Here is a 16,096-nt window from a genome sequence, read left to right as displayed (position 1 = left end):
GTAGAAAGCAGGCATGCGCATGACAGAGCAATGGCAGCAAGACATAGGCAGATGGATTCGGGCAGGAGAGCTGCTGCAGGCAACGCTGAGCCAGCCTAAGCGCAAGGATGGATCAGCAGCTCCCAAAACCGTCATTCGGCCCGTCATGCTGAAGAACGGGCTTCATTACCAATTCGAGTATCACGCTGCGAATAAGGTTACGCATGATAATGTAACGGGCGTGCAGGCCGGCGAACGGCTTATCGAGCTGCTTCAGCTTCAATACCGCCAAGCGCTTATAAAGACGCCGGAAGCGGACGTGCAGCTATTGTTTAATAAAAAGGGCAAGGCGGCCGTACTAACGAAGCCGCCAACCGGTACGGCCCGGCAGGCGGCTCTTCAGCACAATCGGCAGAAGCAGCGCGTGCTGGAGGAGGGCAAAGCGGCTCCATTCCTGGTCGAGCTCGGCATCATGACGCCGGAAGGCCATGTCCATGCGAAGAAGCAGGATAAATACCGGCAAATCAACCGATTTCTCGAAATGGTAACCGATGTGCTTGCTTATTTGCCGACCGGCCGCGAGCTTACAATCGTTGATTTCGGCTGCGGAAAATCGTATTTGACCTTTGCCCTTTATCATCTGTTAGCTGTGGAGCAGCAGCGGAGCATCAACATTGTCGGGCTTGATTTAAAGGCCGATGTCATTGCCTTCTGCTCGGAGCTGGCTGAAAAGTTGGGCTATGATAAGCTGCATTTCCTGGTCGGCGATATTGCCGAGTACGAGGAACTGCAGGCGGCGGATATGGTTGTGACGCTGCATGCCTGCGATACGGCAACGGATGCCGCGCTCGCGAAGGCGGTCAATTGGGGAGCGTCGGTCATCATGTCGGTGCCGTGCTGCCAGCATGAGCTGTTCCGGCAAATCAGCAGCGATACGCTGTCGCCGATTTTATCGCAAGGTCTGCTGAAGGAGCGCTTCGCGGCTTTAACGACGGACGCTGTCAGGGGAACCCTTCTTGAGGTGCTAGGCTATAAAGTTCAAATGCTGGAGTTTGTCGATCCTGAGCACACTCCCAAAAATCTGCTGATTCGAGCGGTCAGAAACGAGCAGCAAGGCCTTTCTATGAAAAAATGGGAGCAGTACCGGCAATTCCGGCAGTTTTTGAGTATTTCACCGGCATTGGAGCAAATGCTGTCCGAGCGATGGCCGGCTCCTTCAGAATAAGGATCCATCCGCTTTGCATTGCCGATTTTTGAATTAGGCAATTGTCGATGCTTTTAACATTTGCTACAATGGAAGAAGATGGCTGTCAAATGAATGGGTGAACCGTATTGGAATGGATGATCTGGCTAGACTTTAGTATGTTTCTAGTGCTGCTCGGCTTGTTTTTTTACGTGTTTGCTTCAAGCTCCGTTACGGTACTGCACCGAATCTACTTATTACTGCATATCATCTTTATGATTTGGCCTCTATCCCAATTTATCTCGCAAACGAGCTCCTCAGCCCTGTTCAGAATCTTCTACCTTACGGTTTCCTATGTAGGCCTTTCTTTATTGGGAGTAGGATGGTTTGTATTCATCGTTTTTCTTACCGGCCAGTCGTATGTGATACGAAAGAGCCGATTGTTCATTTTATCGATACCCGCGCTTCTCTCCGTCGCCGCAGTGGTCATTAATCCAAACGGGATGTTTTTGAGAATCAATGATCATCTTGATCCGTTGAAGCAGCTCCAGCACGGACCTTTGTATTGGATTATGATCGGCCAATTGGTTCTATACATGGCTGTATCCGTTACCATTATGGTGTACAAGCTGCGCGGAGAGGAGTCGGTCAGGCAGCGGACCTTAGTCAAGACGGCGATGAACGGCATGATCATGCTTCTTCTGTTCTCGCTTGCAGATTTGGCTATAAACGTATTTTTTATCGATTATTTTACTCGTTACATTCCGCTTGTATCTGCCGGCATGGCGGTAGCGGCCGTTTATCTCGTGTACGCGATCGGCCGAAACAAGGTGTTCGACATTATTCAAACGGTTCAACGCGACGTCATGAACACGATGTCGATGGGCGTCATCGTGCTTGATGAGAATGACATTATTATTGAAGTGAACAAAGTGATCAAGCCGATCATTCGGCTTAGAATAGGCGATAAATTCAACTCCGCCGTGCTGGCCTCGCAATTTAGAGGGCATTCCGCGAAGGAATTTGAAGCCTTTTTCGACGCGCAGCGGAAACGTCCGCTCGAGCGGCTGGAGTTTGAGTTCGCGGTTGTTTTCGATAAATACCGCCATGTGATCGTACAGTCGGCACCGATCCTGAACCAGAAGAAAACGCCGGTCGGTAGAGTTCTCACCTTTCAGGACGTCACGGAGCTAAGGCTGCTGGTAGAGGAGACGAACCGTCAGAATGAGCAGTTGCAGGACCGTAACCGGGATCTGCTTATTATGCAGGACGAGCTGTTTCAAGCGAATAAGAAGCTGGAGCATATGGCGATTACGGATGGTTTGACCGGCTGTTATAACCGGCGCTATTTGCTGCAGCAGCTGGAGCAGGAGGTCGTTACGAATATACGGTACGGCATTCCGTTTTCCGTATTTTTGTTCGATCTCGATTATTTCAAAGCGATCAATGATAAGTACGGCCATTTGGTCGGCGATGAGGTGCTTTGCAGCACGGTCGATGCTGTTCGCGGCACGCTTCGGCTAACGGATGTTTTGGCGCGGTACGGCGGCGAGGAGTTTACCGTATATTTGCCGCATACGAACCGGGAACAGGCGGATATCATTGCGGAAAGAGTCATGGAAGCGGTGGAATTAAATAAGGTGCAGACGGGCATGAACGAGCATGTATTATCCGTCACGATAAGCATGGGCGTTATTTCCATCGAGCATTTCGAGCCTTCCGACCTTGCCGATCCGAAAGCGTTTCTGCGGGAACTGCTCGCGCAGGCTGACGCGGCACTGTATGAAGCCAAATTCAACGGACGCAACCGTATGGTCAAAAGAAAACTGGCATGAGAAGTCCGGATATCGAAAGCAGGAACGAAATCAAATGAGAAAAGTGCAAATTGATCAGGTCAAGCCGGGAGACAAAATAGCCAAGCCCATCTTTCAGGAAAACGGGAATGTCCTTCTTGGAGAGGGTGTTGAGCTAAACGATCGTTATATCGAGCGATTGCGCAATTTTGGAATCGATTTCTTATTCGTCGAAGATGGTTTGACGGCGGATCTGATTCCCGAGGACACCATCCGTGAGGAAACGCGCAAGCAAGCGGTCGATATGATTTTCAAAACGATGAGCTCCTTCAAAGATCAGCCCGTTACGAAAGGGAGAACGATCGCGCCTGACATGGGGCGCAACTTCCGGGCGATTTTCGGACAAATCATGCAGGATTTGGCTGCAAGACCGAATATGCTTGTCAACTTAACGAGCATTCATGCTAAGGATGCTTATTTGTTTCAACATTCATTTAACGTTGCGGTGCTCGCGGGCATTATGGGAATCGCAAAGGGCTTTAACCGCAATCAGCTCGAGGAGCTCGGAATCGGCGCGCTGCTATTCGATATCGGCATGACCAAAATTTCCCCGAAGCTGCTCTCGCATACAGGAGGTTTTACGAAAGAAGAACAAATGATCGTACAAAGCCATGCCAAGGAAGGATTTGATATTTTACGTAAATATCACGATATATCGATCGTCTCCGCACACTGCGCGCTGCAGCATCATGAAAGGTTTAACGGCTCCGGCTATCCGAGGGGCCTTAAAGGCGACGACATTCATATGTATGCGCAAATTGTCGGCATCGCCGATACGTTCGACGCATTGACATCGCCGAGGCCGCACCGGAAACGGTATACCGCCAGCGAAGCGATCGAATTTTTGTTCGCCGCAGGCGGCACCTTCTTCGATCTGGATTTGATTAAGCTGTTCTGCAAGCATATATCGATTTATCCGATATCAACCTCACTTCTGCTCAGCACCGGACAGGTCGGAGTCGTATCGGAAAATAACGAGCTGGCGGTTCATCGCCCGCGGGTGCGCATCATTATGGAGAAGGATGGCACGCAGCCGAAGGAGCCTTACGAAATCGAGCTTAAGAATGAGCTGTTTATTACGATCGTAAAAGAGCTGTAAGGTTGCAGTATAAAAAAAATAGATACATGCCGATAGTACTTGACCATACCAATCCTCCTTCCCTTGCATAGCTTAATGTAATGCGAGAAGGAGTGATGACATGGCTAACCGGGTCAAACCGCCATTTTTTGGTCCAAAGGGCAAGAGCAAGGCGTTTAACAAGACGACTATTGTCGGTAAGCTTCAAAACGGACCGACCTTTAACGTGCTAACCATATTATGGGTGGCGGGCAATGGAGTTCCTTTTAATACGACAGGCTTTAATGCAGCGTTATATAGAGGCAATAGGCTTGTGCAAACCGCGCGCTTCGACCGTTTCGGGGTTGTCTTTTTCAGCAGAGTAGGCACGCTGACAACCGTATCCTATAGGCTTGTGTTGTATGACAATGCCGGCATAATATTCCGCAGGAGAACGATACCTGCGGGCGTACAGGCATTCGCGGTAATCGGCTGAATGCGGCTCGAAGAAACCTTCCTTTCGGCGTCAAGCATGCCGATAAATGGGAAGGTTTCTTTTTGCAATAATGGGAGTCTTGCTTTAAATATGAAAGGGTTTAAGGTAAAATACTAACAAATAGATCAAATAGGGGACGTGCGTTCTTATATGAGTACATTACAGCACCACAAGCTCTCCAGGCTCGAGGTACTGCGAAGAGTACTGTTTATTACGCTCGGCGCAGCTCTGGTCTCGGTAGGACTCGAAATCTTTATGGTGCCCAATCAAATAATCGATGGCGGTATCGTCGGCATATCCATCATCAGCTCCTATTTGACCGGTTTGCCGCTTGGACTATTTCTATTTATATTAAATCTGCCTTTTCTCGTTCTCGGTTACAAGCAAATCGGCAAAACCTTCGCCATGTCGACGCTTTACGGCGTAACGGTTATGTCGGTCGGCACGTTTCTGCTGCATCCCGTTGATCCCTTGACGGTTGAACCATTTCTTGCGGCGATCTTCGGCGGGGTTATATTGGGGATCGGCGTCGGCATGGTCATACGGTTCGGCGGCTCGCTCGACGGTACGGAAATCGTCGCTATTTTGTTTAATAAGCGGCTTCCGTTCTCCGTGGGCGAGACGGTCATGTTTTTTAATTTGTTCATTCTCGGCAGCGCGGGCTTCGTCTATAGCTGGGATAGGGCGATGTATTCGCTCATTGCGTATTATATTGCTTTCAAAATGATCGATGTTACGATTGAAGGTTTCGACGAATCGAAAGCGGTCTGGATCATTAGCGAGGAATCGACGGAGATCGGTGCCGCCATCATGAGCCGGCTCGGCCGCGGCGTTACGTATTTGCATGGCGAAGGCGGCTTTACGGGCGGCAGCAAGAAGGTAATCTTTTGCGTGATTACGCGGCTCGAGGAAGCGAAGATGAAGTCGATCGTCCACGAGCTGGACCCGGTCGCGTTTCTTGCCGTCGGCAATATTCACGATGTGAAGGGCGGACGGTTTAAGAAACGGGATATACACTAATGATGGTAGTATCGTATAAAAGCTGAAGGAGATATCGCATTGGACGAGTTTGCACGTATTCATCATTGGACGGCGCAGCGGCAATCGGAGGATTGGCAGCGTCAGCGCGGAGTTGTCATCGGCATAGGCGACGACGCCGCTGTCGTTGACACTGCCGCGGCGGCGGACGGCGTAGCGGAGCCGAAGCGGCTGCTGCTGGCGGTCGACACGATGGTGGAGACCGTCCACTTCAAGCAGTCGACGATGCGGGACGAGGATGTCGGCTATAAGGCGCTTGCCGCCAACATTAGCGATATTGCCGCGATGGGCGGCGTGCCTTTGCATGCGCTCGTATCGGTCAGCGTACCGCCTTCGTACAAGCCGGAGCGGATGCGGAGGCTGTATGATGGGCTGTACGAATGCGCCGAGCGCTATGGGGTTGCCGTTGTTGGAGGCGACACGACCTCGTCGCCGCAGCATTTGGTTGTCGCCGTGACGGTGACGGGAACCGTTGAGGCGGGGCGCGAGCTGCGCCGCTCGGGCGCGATGCCGGGCGATGCGGTGTTTGTGACCGGCGCCGTAGGCATGGCGGCGGCAGGATTGCACGCGCTGCTGGCGCAGGAGGAGCGCGGGGCTGGGTGTAAAGCGGCCGAGGAAGACCAGGCTGTGTGCGAGGCTATTGCGGCCAGGTGCGACATGGAGACCGCGCAGGTTGCCGCTCTTTTGCAGGCGCATCAGCGGCCAAGCCCCTCCGTGCGTGCGGGTCGGCTGCTGCTAGGAAGGGGAAGCTGCCACTCCTTAAATGATGTAAGCGACGGTCTTGCGAGCGAAGCCTGGGAAATAGCCGAGGCGTCCGGGTTGCGATTGGTGCTTGAGGAGAGACAGCTGCCGAAGAGCGGCAGCATGGCAGCGTATGCTTCGAGAGTCTCTATGGATCCTCTGGAGTGGATGCTGAACGGCGGAGAAGATTATGCGCTGCTGGGAACGATGACTGCCGGGGCCGCCGAGGAGACGAGAGCTATTTTTCATAAAGAAGGCATTCCTTTCTTTATTATCGGGAAAACCGAGGCCGGATCGCCAGGCGTCGAGCTTGTTCGCAATGACTTGGTCTATGCGGGCAGAGCAGCAGGACATCAAGATTACCGAGTAGAGCTTAAGAAACAAGGGTACAATCATTTTTCGTCATGAACGGGTGAACAGCATGCAACAACAGGTAGAGCAAGCCATTTGGCTGGCGCATACGGAACAGGATACGGTTGCTTTGGCGCAGAAGCTGGCCGCTTGGGTGAAACCGGGTGATTTGATGGCGCTTGACGGAGATCTTGGCGCAGGAAAAACACGGTTCTCGCAAGCCTTTGCCGGAGCAATCGGCGTGAAAGGGATTGTAAATAGTCCGACTTTCACAATTATTAAAGAATACGAAGGGGAAGGGCTTCCCTTTTACCATATGGATGTATACCGTCTCTCGTCCGAGGAAGCGGACGAGCTCGGTTTAGACGATTATTTTTACGGCGACGGTGTGACGATCGTAGAATGGGCAAGCTTGATTAAAGAGCTGCTGCCAACCGAACGGCTGGAGTTGAATATTGAGCATTTGGGCGGCGATTTGCGTCGTATCGGGATAACCGGCATCGGCGAGCGGTATGCCGCATGGTGCAAAGCTTTAAACGAGATAGGAGCGGAATGATGAGAGTAGAGCAGAAACACCAGCCGGGGCCGATATTGGCGCTGGATACAGCCACGGCATCCATGGCCGCTGCTATTATAAACGGCAATGACGTATTAGCGGAAATTCAATCGTTAGCCGAGAGAAACCATTCGGTTCATGTGGTATCGCATATAAAGGAAATGCTTGCAAGCAGCGGAGTCAAGGATAATGAGCTTGCGGCGATCGCAGTCGGCAATGGTCCCGGCTCCTATACGGGTATGCGAATCGCGGTTGCAGTGGCCAAAACGTTGGCATGGGTGTGGAACAAGCCGCTCGTTGGCGTATCCAGCTTAGAGGCGCTTGCCTGCGGTGCATGGCATCAAAGGCTGGTACATGCAGTCGGTGCGGCGGATGCCAAGGCTGGAGAGCATTGGGTGCTGCCTATTATGGATGCCAGACGAGGCCAAGTGTACTCTGCTGCCTTCTCCATGACGAACGATGCGGAGTGGATGCGATGGGCCGATGACGGCGTTCGCCTTATGAACGTATGGGTAGACCAGCTGGCAGCGCAATTCCATACTCGCGGGCAAGGCAGCGTCCGAAGCATTTCACTTGTTGGCGATTTAACTTTGCATGAAGCTGAAGCGGAGCGGCTGAAGCAGCTTGGCGAAGCGGCTGGCGTAGACGTTAAGCTGCAGCCATTCGTTCAAGAGGGGCGATGGGTAGCGGCACTTGGCCGTACGCGGTTAGAGGCTGGGCTGATCGAGGATCCCCATCTCTTTGTTCCCAATTATACACAGCTAACCGAGGCGGAAGTCATTTGGAAGGCGAAGCAAGCGGGTGAAGCGAAGGCATGAAAATAGACGTGAATAAATTGGTTTACCGCGCGATGTCCTTGGCCGACATTCCAGAGATTATCGCGATCGAGCAGGAGGCATTTACAAGTCCCTGGACTGTTGAAGCGTTCACTAACGAGTTGATGAACAATCTTTTTGCGCGGTATATGGTTATGGAATACGAAGGGGAAATTATCGGCTACGGCGGCATGTGGGTCATTATGGATGAAGCGCATGTGACGAATATTGCGATACGATCGGATTATCGCGGACGTGGACTAGGCAACCGACTGCTGCTGGAGCTGCAACGGACGGCGATATTTTTCGGTTCGGAAAAAATGACGCTGGAGGTTCGGATGTCGAACGAGGTTGCCCAGCGGCTTTACCGCAAGCATGGGTTTGAGCCATCGGGCATACGACCGCGGTACTATTCGGATAACAACGAGGATGCGCTTATTATGTGGGCGGAGCTTGATCGTGAGCAGTTGAAGGCAGGGGAGCAATGAGCGTGGGTCATTTAGAAAATACAGCAAGCTGCGAGTTTTCGAATGCTGTTATTTTAGCGATCGAAACAAGCTGCGACGAAACGTCTGCGGCCGTCATTCGCGGAGGAAAAGAAATTTTATCGAATGTAGTCTCGAGCCAGATCGAGATTCATGAGCGCTTTGGCGGCGTAGTGCCGGAAATAGCTTCACGCAAGCATGTGGAATCTATCACACTCATTATCGAGCAAGCCGTTAAGGAGTCAGGGCTGGCCTTAAAGGATATTTCCGCGATTGCCGTTACTCAGGGTCCCGGCCTTGTAGGTGCCTTGCTTGTCGGGATTGTTGCCGCCAAAAGCATGGCAATGGCGCTCGAAATTCCTTTAATCGGAACGCATCATATAGCCGGACATATTTATGCCAATGAGCTCGTGCATGACATCGTATATCCAAGCCTGGCGCTTGTCGTATCCGGCGGCCATACGGAATTAGTGCTGCTTGAACGCGAAGGCGTATTTCAAATAATCGGCCGTACGAGGGACGATGCCGTAGGGGAAGCGTATGACAAAGTGGCGCGTGCGCTCCGCTTGCCGTACCCTGGCGGGCCGCATATCGATAAGCTTGCGGCAGAGGCGGAGGAAGCAATCTCTTTGCCGCGGGCGTGGCTGGAAGCGGACAGCTTTGATTTTAGCTTCAGCGGATTGAAATCAGCCGTGCTGGCCGTTATTAACCAGACGAGAATGAAGAGGCTGGAGCTTAACGAAGCTGCATTGGCACGCGGCTTCCAGGAGTCGGTTACCGAGGTGCTGGTAACGAAGTCGCTGCGCGCGGTTCGCCAATATGGGGTGAAGCAGCTTCTCCTATGCGGCGGCGTTGCAGCGAATCGCGGCTTACGGGCAGCGTTAACGGATCACTGCGCATCCGCAGAAGTTTCGCTGCTCATTCCGCCGAATTCGCTGTGTACGGATAATGCCGCCATGATTGGAGCAGCGGCGCATTTGAAGCTAAAACGCAAGCAATTCAGCGACCTCGATCTAAAGGGAGATCCCGGCTTGTCATTGGAGCAATGGTCGGTTAGCTATTAACGACTGTCTGTGCTTTCGCAAAAAAAGATTCCCAATTGAATTGACAGACTATTTACTAACGCATATAATAAGCAACAATACTTCAAACTTCATACGTGACAAACGCAAGGAACAGGAATAGTAGAGATTATCCGGGATTGCCGGCAGCATCGCCACGGGTCGTATCATCCAGGCATGCTTGCGGTACAGAGAGCTGCGGGTCGGTGCAACGCAGTCGAAGGAAGCTTGAAACTCACCTGGGAGCGGAACAGTGGAAGCAGCGGGAGAATCGTCGAAGGACGAAGTACCGAAGCCGTACATTGTTACGGTTAACCCCCGTAAGAGGGTGCATGTGAGCTAACATCCGGAGTTGGCCAGATGCTTAAGGTGGGCGTCCCTGCTCGTTTGCGAACGTATAGGGTGTCAACAAGGGTGGTACCGCGCGGGTCTTTTATAGCCTGTCGTCTCTTGAATAAAGAGACGACAGGCTTTTCTTGTTGTCAACAACATAGAGTGAAAACGCTATGATCAGGAGCAGTAGAACAGGAAGCTGGCAAAGCGTATTTCGAGTGGTTCTTGCCGATTGGCAGGCGAATGGCTCGAAAGCGTACAGAGAGCTGCGGGACGGTGCAACGCAGTCGAAGCTGAGGTTTGAATCTCGCCTGGGAGCGGAATGATGGAAACGGTTTGCCGGCAGGCGGCCGAGCGTACATCGTTACGGCTAGCCGCCGTCATCGGGCTTTCAAGCGGGTTCGGACCCGCGGCAAGCGGTGCGGCTGCCTTCTGCGAAGGTAGTTGCTGTCCGCTTCTGCATCAGGGTCCGGTCAATTAGAGTGGTACCACGGCAGCCCAAGGCGCGTCGTCTCTTACAAGGAGACGACGCGCTTTTTTTTGTACCCAAAACCATTACTGGAGGTTTCGACAATGACAAACGAAATGAAAAAAATTCAAATATTCGATACGACATTAAGAGATGGCGAGCAATCGCCGGGAGCTTCGCTTGATCCGGAGCGTAAAATCATCATTGCAAGGCAGCTTGGAAAACTGGGTATCGATGTGATCGAGCCTGGCTTCCCGGTATCGAGTCCCGGTGAATTCGCAGCGGTTCAGCAAATTTCGCGCGAGCTTCAGCATGTTGAAATTGCAGGCTTCGCCCGCGCCGTGAAGGCTGATATCGATGCGGCGGTGAAAGCAACACAGGATGCAGCCCGCAGACGGCTTCATCTCTTTATCTCCTCCTCGGATATTCATCTGAATCATCAATTGCGCAAATCGCGTGACGAGGTCGTTAAGATTGCCCGCGATATGGTCGCATACGGTAAACAATTTGTGGATGAAATCGAGTTTTCCGCTATGGACTCCACAAGATCGGGGAGAGATTTCGTCATTCAGCTGGTCGAAGCCGTTATAGCCGAGGGAGCCACGATCATTAACCTTCCCGATACGCTTGGCTACGCGATGCCTGATGAAATGGGCGAGCTGTTCCGTGTCGTGCGTAAGCAAGCAAGAGGCGGAGAAACGGTTAGATACAGCGCGCATTGTCATAATGATCTGGGGCTGGCGGTAGCGAACAGTCTGGCGGCCGTTCATGCCGGAGCGACGCAAATCGAAGTTACAGTTAACGGGATCGGTGAGAGAGCTGGCAATTGCTCCTTAGAAGAGCTGGTTATGGCTATTGAAACACGCAAAGATGCGATGCAGGCTCAGACGAATATACAGATCGGCGAAATCTATGAAACCTCTCGTATGGTCAGTCGAGCGATGCATTTCCCGATCGCATACAATAAGCCGATTGTCGGACGCAATGCGTTTCAGCATGAATCGGGCATTCACCAGGACGGATTGCTGAAAAACCGCAATACCTACGAAATTATGGATCCGGAAGCGATGGGCATTTCGCGCAGCATGATTATACTGGGTAAACATTCCGGCCGCCATGCGATTAAGCATCGACTTTCGGAATACGGCATCGAAGTAACTGAGACACAGATGGAGGATGTGTATAACAAATTTAAGGAAACGGCCGACGCGCAAAAAATGGTCACAGACAACGAACTGATCCGAATTGCCGGTGAGCTGACGCAAACGCAGCCGGACCCTTACGTCCTTGTTGATCTGCATGTTCATGCGGGTACACAGCGGTCCCGTACGGCAAACGTCACGATTCGTGAAAACGATTTTGGGACTGAGCAGTCCTATATCGCGATGGGAGCCGGCCCGATCGAAGCCGTCATCCATGCGATCCAGCAAGCCATTCCGGTTGCTGCCGTGTTCGAGGATCTGGAGCTGCATTCCTTATCCACAGGCGAGGACGCGCATGGGGAAGCGGTAGTCAGTATCGTGCATGAACAGCAGCGCTTCCGCGGCACCTCTGTCCACAATGACATTGTGCTCGCAGCGGCACAGGCATATGTAGCGGCCTGCAATCAAGCGGTAATGACAACAGGCAGCAGACTTGCGGTTAGAAATTAACCTTTTATTTTACCAAAATTAGTGTTGTGCACAAAGTTATCCACAATACCAAGCGGAATTGTGGATAAATAGGAAAAAGGTACGATATTACTGGGTTTACGTAACCTCAACAATGTCAGCAAAAAGGGGATACTTTTTTCATTAGAAAGCTGTGGATAATGTTTGTTATGGGGATAAAATCTCCTTTTGTATGATTAAGGACCTAGGAATCGACGAAAACCGCGAAATTACCGCTTATTTTTCCCGATTCCATCGACAGAATTAACTAACAATTTATACAGATATGTGGATATCTCTGTGTATATTTGTGGATAAAGGTTTTTGTTTCAGCGGATGCTTATCCGGAATGCTATGCTTCTATTTTGCGCTCCAGTTGCGGTCACGCAAAAAAATTGCGTGAATTACAAATGAGATTTTCGGTGAAAAACGAACCGGTTTGCGTTATCGTAAAAACATGGCGCATACCAATAGCATAAATCTCACCGTTAGACGATTTGCTCAAGCGACATTCAAGTGTGAATGGAGGTATACCAAGGAATGGATAAGCAAACGATCATTCAGGTAAGCTCGATCAGCAAGTATTATGGTGCGAATAAAGCAATCGATCAAGTATCCTTTCAAGTAAAGGAAGGAGAAATTTTCGGCATCATCGGTACGAATGCAGCTGGGAAAACAACATTACTCGAAATGTTAATGGGTCTTCGCATGCCGGATATCGGCAACATTAAAGTGTTAGGACATGATACGCTGCTCGAAACAGACAGCTTGAAGGAAGATATAGGCATCCATCTTCAAAGCACATCCTTGATCGACAAAATGAACGTTCGCGAGGCAATGGAGCTGTTTCAAGCCTTCTATAAACGTAAAAGCGATTTAGAGTGTATTATTGATCAGTTTGGGCTCGCTCCTTATGCAAATAAAGTAGTAAAACGGTTATCCGGCGGCTGGAGACAGCGCACAGCGCTTGCGATCGCGCTTGTGAATGATCCTAAAATTATTATTCTCGACGAACCGACCACAGGCCTCGATCCCCAAGCCAAAAAAGATTACTGGGCTCTGTTGCGGCAATTAAAACAACAAGGGAAAACGATAGTGATAGCCTCCCATGATATGGAGGAGGTTCAGCGCAATTGTGATCGAATCGGCGTACTGCGCAAAGGAGAACTTGTCATTTGCGGTAAACCATTAACGCTCATTTCAGAGCTGCCTGGAGGCGGTATGACGATGGAAGCTGTCTATATGCAATATGCGATGGATGTTAAGGGAGTGTTAGCGTATAGGGATTAAGTCAGACAATCGCAGCAAAATAATAGAGAAACGAATGGAGATGATTGCACTTTTAATGAATCAAATGAGCGAGGGGGAGAATAAGGAGAACGATAAGAAAGAGATGATTAAGCACAAAAACATAAGCGAATGCAGTGGTATTATGTATCCTTAATCGAATCATAGTATACTAAAAAGTAATGCTGGTAATTCGGAGGATGAATCGTGAACAAATGTAATCCACTAATAGGTCAAAAAATGCGCGAGCAGGTTTCACGCTGGTTTACAGCAGAACCGCTTGCGCGTTTTACCGGGATGTTTATTGATGATAAGCTGCGGGAGTCCATAAAGTTTGGACAGCTTACCGTCATTCATTACAAAATGTTCGGCGGCAGCGGGGATGAAGTTTATGCTGCTGCAGCTGCTGTCGAACTATTTATTTTGGCATCCGACATTTTGGACGATCTGCAGGATCAGGATGCCCCGGCCAAGCCATGGATGCAGGTGCCGCAATCTGCAGCCATTCATGTGGCATCATCGTTACTAATGCTGTCGCAACAGGCTATGATGGAATGCACCACCGATAATAAAGTCCGTATAGCGCTTGCAGAAATGATGAACACCCAGCTGCTTCAGGCGGCGAATGGGCAAATGCTCGATATCATGAATTTTGCGATGGACGAGCAATCCTATCTAGAGGTGGTCAAGCAGAAATCATCAGCGCTGTTGACGTTCGCCTGTATGACTGGCGTTATTCTTGCGGGTCAGCCGCAGCAAAGCATTGTAGCTGATTACGCAGCAGAGATCGGAACTGCCGCCCAGCTAAGAAACGATCTTCGCGATTTGCTGCGCTGGGACGAAAAAAGCGATTTTTTACAGCGAAAGCATACATTGCTTACGATGTATTTGCTAGAGAGCCTTGCCGAAGGCGATAGGTGGATTCTCGACTATTTCGAAGGCCGTCTATCAATTGAAGACATAGAATCAAACCGCGAACGCTTCGCGGAGACATGTGAACGGACAGGGACGATCTTGTACGGATCCGTAATGAGCCGAATGCACTATAATCGGTTTGTCGAATTATTAGATTCTTTACAGGAAGCAAGTCCTTGGAAAACGAGTTTTTTGCAAATATTAAACCAAGAAATTGCATAATATAAAACCACGCAAAAGGTCTTTCGGTAAATACGAATCACTTTTGCGTTTATTGTCGATCCGTTTCCTGTTATAGTAGAAAAGGAAGTAATTTCTACTATTTTAGCTAAGAAACGGAGGAGTTTTAAATGTTGAAAGAAACGATTCGCCAGTTGGTAAACAGTACTGAAAAAATGTCTATGGCTATGGGTGGACAACTGCAATTAGCAGGTGTTTCTGCAGCGGAGCAAAAAGCTCTTCTTGGCGAGCTAAACAACAAAAAAGAAAAGAACAGCGGATACGCATACATGTGGGGCTAGGATTTATATCATATCGGAGGGAAGAGGGCAGCATGAGACCAACATTGATTAATCGCATATTTGCTATCCTCTTCCTAGCAGTTTTTCTATCGTCACTCTTCTATCTAACTGCTGTTATTGTAAGGATTCCATCGATCGGGGCCATTCTGGTCAAGGAGCCCGGTGAAAGATATTTCGTTAAATCGATAGAGCCTGCAGGACAAGCGCAGGTTAAGGGAATACGAGTAGGCGATCAGATACTAGAGGTAAACGGGAATCCGGTTAGCGAGTTTGAAAATGTTATTAAATATAACTCCATTGAGTATGCTGATCGTGTTCTAATATTACATAAAGACAACGTTAAGCAAGAAATAGCATTTCCTAAAGGGTGGACAGGTGATCATTCGGTTTGGGAGCTACTGATTCAGTTGTATATCCCAGGCATTTCACTTGTTATTTTTTGTGCGTTTTCAGGTTTTCTGTATGTGAAGCGCCGTAATGATAAAGCTGCTATTATGCTGATCATGTTCTTTATATCTATTGGAATAAGCTATTACAGCTCTGCCGCTTCCTATCGAAGCGACCCCGTTGGAAATACGGTTATTTATGTTGTGCTTCCTGTTATTCCATTATTGTTCATGAGTTTTATGAACAGCTATTTACAACGGTTTAACGTTCTTTTTATAAGCAAGAGAGCCTTAGGTACGTTATTTGGTATTAACGGCGCTGTAGGAATTGTAAGCTTGCTGTATATTTGGACTGATTTATTTTCGATCCAAGTGTACAACTATATTGTCATAGCCTTTAGCAGCGTTGTGCTTTTAGGCAATTTAGTATGCGTTTATAAGCTGATTCACAAATTCATCAAGCATAGGCGCACCAAATTGCATTCGCTGTTTACTATTACATTGATTTCGCATCTGGTCGCATTTACACCGTTCGCAACGATGAACCTTCTGCCTCAAATTTTCGGGGAGAGGCAAATTTTACCTGCTGCATTCACTGCTCTCTTTCTATTCGTACTTCCAATCGTCTATTTCTATTTATCTACTTCAAATCAATTGTTTGATATTGATTTTATTTTAACGAGATTCAAATACTATACAGCGCTTGCTTTGCTTCCTTCTATTATTGTAGCGGCCTTTGTGGCATTTTTTATTTTGGGAGAGAACAGCCCGTCATGGTCCGTATGGTTTGGCATATTTTTTGTCATTTACATAGGAATGACGTTGTTGGCTATTCGCAGTTTAGCATGGGTTGTGTAAATCTATAAAACTTGGACAAGGGAATCGTATTCAGTTCAAATCGCTAGATTGTTCTCCACCTGA

General features: G+C 49.5%; 16 protein-coding genes. All 16 read left to right on the top strand.

Annotation, left to right across the window (positions count from 1 at the left end):
- The first annotated feature begins 19 nt into the window (after nucleotides 1–19).
- The 16 genes from L1N85_RS12245 to L1N85_RS12170 all read left to right on the top strand — a co-directional run bounded on the left by L1N85_RS12245 (nucleotide 20) and on the right by L1N85_RS12170 (nucleotide 16,033).
- Nucleotides 20–1,204, top strand: a complete 1,185-nt coding sequence (locus L1N85_RS12245) for a class I SAM-dependent methyltransferase (RefSeq protein ID WP_235238238.1) — start codon at nucleotides 20–22, stop codon at nucleotides 1,202–1,204.
- A gap of 116 nt (nucleotides 1,205–1,320) precedes the next feature.
- Nucleotides 1,321–2,997: a histidine kinase N-terminal 7TM domain-containing diguanylate cyclase gene (locus L1N85_RS12240; protein WP_235238365.1), complete on the top strand. Its 1,677-nt coding sequence runs from the start codon at nucleotides 1,321–1,323 to the stop codon at nucleotides 2,995–2,997.
- A 34-nt stretch (nucleotides 2,998–3,031) separates the two neighbouring features.
- Complete coding sequence (locus tag L1N85_RS12235) at nucleotides 3,032–4,114, top strand: HD-GYP domain-containing protein (RefSeq protein WP_235238235.1); 1,083 nt, start codon at nucleotides 3,032–3,034, stop codon at nucleotides 4,112–4,114.
- A 100-nt stretch (nucleotides 4,115–4,214) separates the two neighbouring features.
- On the top strand, nucleotides 4,215–4,568 hold the full coding sequence (locus L1N85_RS12230) for a hypothetical protein (RefSeq protein WP_235238233.1): 354 nt from the start codon (nucleotides 4,215–4,217) through the stop codon (nucleotides 4,566–4,568).
- Nucleotides 4,569–4,718: 150 nt separating this feature from the next.
- Nucleotides 4,719–5,588: a YitT family protein gene (locus L1N85_RS12225; protein ID WP_235238231.1), complete on the top strand. Its 870-nt coding sequence runs from the start codon at nucleotides 4,719–4,721 to the stop codon at nucleotides 5,586–5,588.
- 33 nt (nucleotides 5,589–5,621) lie between these two features.
- Complete coding sequence (gene thiL, locus L1N85_RS12220; RefSeq protein WP_407946373.1) at nucleotides 5,622–6,755, top strand: thiamine-phosphate kinase; 1,134 nt, start codon at nucleotides 5,622–5,624, stop codon at nucleotides 6,753–6,755.
- Nucleotides 6,756–6,768: 13 nt separating this feature from the next.
- Nucleotides 6,769–7,254, top strand: coding sequence for a tRNA (adenosine(37)-N6)-threonylcarbamoyltransferase complex ATPase subunit type 1 TsaE (gene tsaE, locus L1N85_RS12215; RefSeq protein ID WP_235238227.1), 486 nt, complete (start codon nucleotides 6,769–6,771; stop codon nucleotides 7,252–7,254).
- Nucleotides 7,254–8,072, top strand: a complete 819-nt coding sequence (gene tsaB / locus L1N85_RS12210) for a tRNA (adenosine(37)-N6)-threonylcarbamoyltransferase complex dimerization subunit type 1 TsaB (RefSeq protein ID WP_235238222.1) — start codon at nucleotides 7,254–7,256, stop codon at nucleotides 8,070–8,072. The genes tsaE and tsaB overlap by 1 nt, the downstream gene beginning before the upstream one ends.
- Nucleotides 8,069–8,557: a ribosomal protein S18-alanine N-acetyltransferase gene (gene rimI, locus L1N85_RS12205; protein WP_235238220.1), complete on the top strand. Its 489-nt coding sequence runs from the start codon at nucleotides 8,069–8,071 to the stop codon at nucleotides 8,555–8,557. Before tsaB ends, rimI begins: the two co-directional genes overlap by 4 nt.
- Complete coding sequence (gene tsaD / locus L1N85_RS12200) at nucleotides 8,554–9,618, top strand: tRNA (adenosine(37)-N6)-threonylcarbamoyltransferase complex transferase subunit TsaD (protein WP_407946371.1); 1,065 nt, start codon at nucleotides 8,554–8,556, stop codon at nucleotides 9,616–9,618. The genes rimI and tsaD overlap by 4 nt, the downstream gene beginning before the upstream one ends.
- A gap of 503 nt (nucleotides 9,619–10,121) precedes the next feature.
- Nucleotides 10,122–10,274, top strand: a complete 153-nt coding sequence (locus L1N85_RS12195) for a hypothetical protein (protein ID WP_235238216.1) — start codon at nucleotides 10,122–10,124, stop codon at nucleotides 10,272–10,274.
- 247 nt (nucleotides 10,275–10,521) lie between these two features.
- Nucleotides 10,522–12,069: a 2-isopropylmalate synthase gene (locus tag L1N85_RS12190; protein ID WP_235238214.1), complete on the top strand. Its 1,548-nt coding sequence runs from the start codon at nucleotides 10,522–10,524 to the stop codon at nucleotides 12,067–12,069.
- 537 nt (nucleotides 12,070–12,606) lie between these two features.
- The gene (locus L1N85_RS12185; protein WP_235238211.1) at nucleotides 12,607–13,356 is read left to right on the top strand and encodes an ABC transporter ATP-binding protein; all 750 of its coding nucleotides are present in this window, start codon (nucleotides 12,607–12,609) and stop codon (nucleotides 13,354–13,356) included.
- Nucleotides 13,357–13,560: 204 nt separating this feature from the next.
- A complete protein-coding gene (locus L1N85_RS12180) occupies nucleotides 13,561–14,490 on the top strand; it encodes a polyprenyl synthetase family protein (RefSeq protein ID WP_235238209.1) in 930 nt (309 codons plus the stop codon).
- Nucleotides 14,491–14,618: 128 nt separating this feature from the next.
- Complete coding sequence (comX, locus tag L1N85_RS12175) at nucleotides 14,619–14,789, top strand: competence pheromone ComX (protein WP_235238207.1); 171 nt, start codon at nucleotides 14,619–14,621, stop codon at nucleotides 14,787–14,789.
- Nucleotides 14,790–14,821: 32 nt separating this feature from the next.
- The gene (locus tag L1N85_RS12170; RefSeq protein WP_235238203.1) at nucleotides 14,822–16,033 is read left to right on the top strand and encodes a PDZ domain-containing protein; all 1,212 of its coding nucleotides are present in this window, start codon (nucleotides 14,822–14,824) and stop codon (nucleotides 16,031–16,033) included.
- Nucleotides 16,034–16,096 lie beyond the last annotated feature (63 nt).

The sequence above is a fragment of the Paenibacillus alkaliterrae genome, assembly GCF_021532375.1.
In the GTDB taxonomy this organism is placed as follows: Bacteria; Bacillota; Bacilli; order Paenibacillales; family Paenibacillaceae; genus Pristimantibacillus; species Pristimantibacillus alkaliterrae.
Note: the sequence above shows the minus strand (reverse complement) of the source record. Positions and strands in the feature narration are given on the sequence as shown.

What these genes read in the sequence shown, in the direction of transcription:
- L1N85_RS12245 (WP_235238238.1), top strand. Translation starts at nt 20, where the DNA reads ATGACAGAGCAATGGCAGCAAGACATAGGCAGATGGATTCGGGCAGGA.
- L1N85_RS12240 (WP_235238365.1), top strand. Translation starts at nt 1,321, where the DNA reads ATGATCTGGCTAGACTTTAGTATGTTTCTAGTGCTGCTCGGCTTGTTT.
- L1N85_RS12235 (WP_235238235.1), top strand. Translation starts at nt 3,032, where the DNA reads ATGAGAAAAGTGCAAATTGATCAGGTCAAGCCGGGAGACAAAATAGCC.
- L1N85_RS12230 (WP_235238233.1), top strand. Translation starts at nt 4,215, where the DNA reads ATGGCTAACCGGGTCAAACCGCCATTTTTTGGTCCAAAGGGCAAGAGC.
- L1N85_RS12225 (WP_235238231.1), top strand. Translation starts at nt 4,719, where the DNA reads ATGAGTACATTACAGCACCACAAGCTCTCCAGGCTCGAGGTACTGCGA.
- tsaE (WP_235238227.1), top strand. Translation starts at nt 6,769, where the DNA reads ATGCAACAACAGGTAGAGCAAGCCATTTGGCTGGCGCATACGGAACAG.
- tsaB (WP_235238222.1), top strand. Translation starts at nt 7,254, where the DNA reads ATGAGAGTAGAGCAGAAACACCAGCCGGGGCCGATATTGGCGCTGGAT.
- rimI (WP_235238220.1), top strand. Translation starts at nt 8,069, where the DNA reads ATGAAAATAGACGTGAATAAATTGGTTTACCGCGCGATGTCCTTGGCC.
- tsaD (WP_407946371.1), top strand. Translation starts at nt 8,554, where the DNA reads ATGAGCGTGGGTCATTTAGAAAATACAGCAAGCTGCGAGTTTTCGAAT.
- L1N85_RS12195 (WP_235238216.1), top strand. Translation starts at nt 10,122, where the DNA reads ATGATCAGGAGCAGTAGAACAGGAAGCTGGCAAAGCGTATTTCGAGTG.
- L1N85_RS12190 (WP_235238214.1), top strand. Translation starts at nt 10,522, where the DNA reads ATGACAAACGAAATGAAAAAAATTCAAATATTCGATACGACATTAAGA.
- L1N85_RS12185 (WP_235238211.1), top strand. Translation starts at nt 12,607, where the DNA reads ATGGATAAGCAAACGATCATTCAGGTAAGCTCGATCAGCAAGTATTAT.
- comX (WP_235238207.1), top strand. Translation starts at nt 14,619, where the DNA reads ATGTTGAAAGAAACGATTCGCCAGTTGGTAAACAGTACTGAAAAAATG.
- L1N85_RS12170 (WP_235238203.1), top strand. Translation starts at nt 14,822, where the DNA reads ATGAGACCAACATTGATTAATCGCATATTTGCTATCCTCTTCCTAGCA.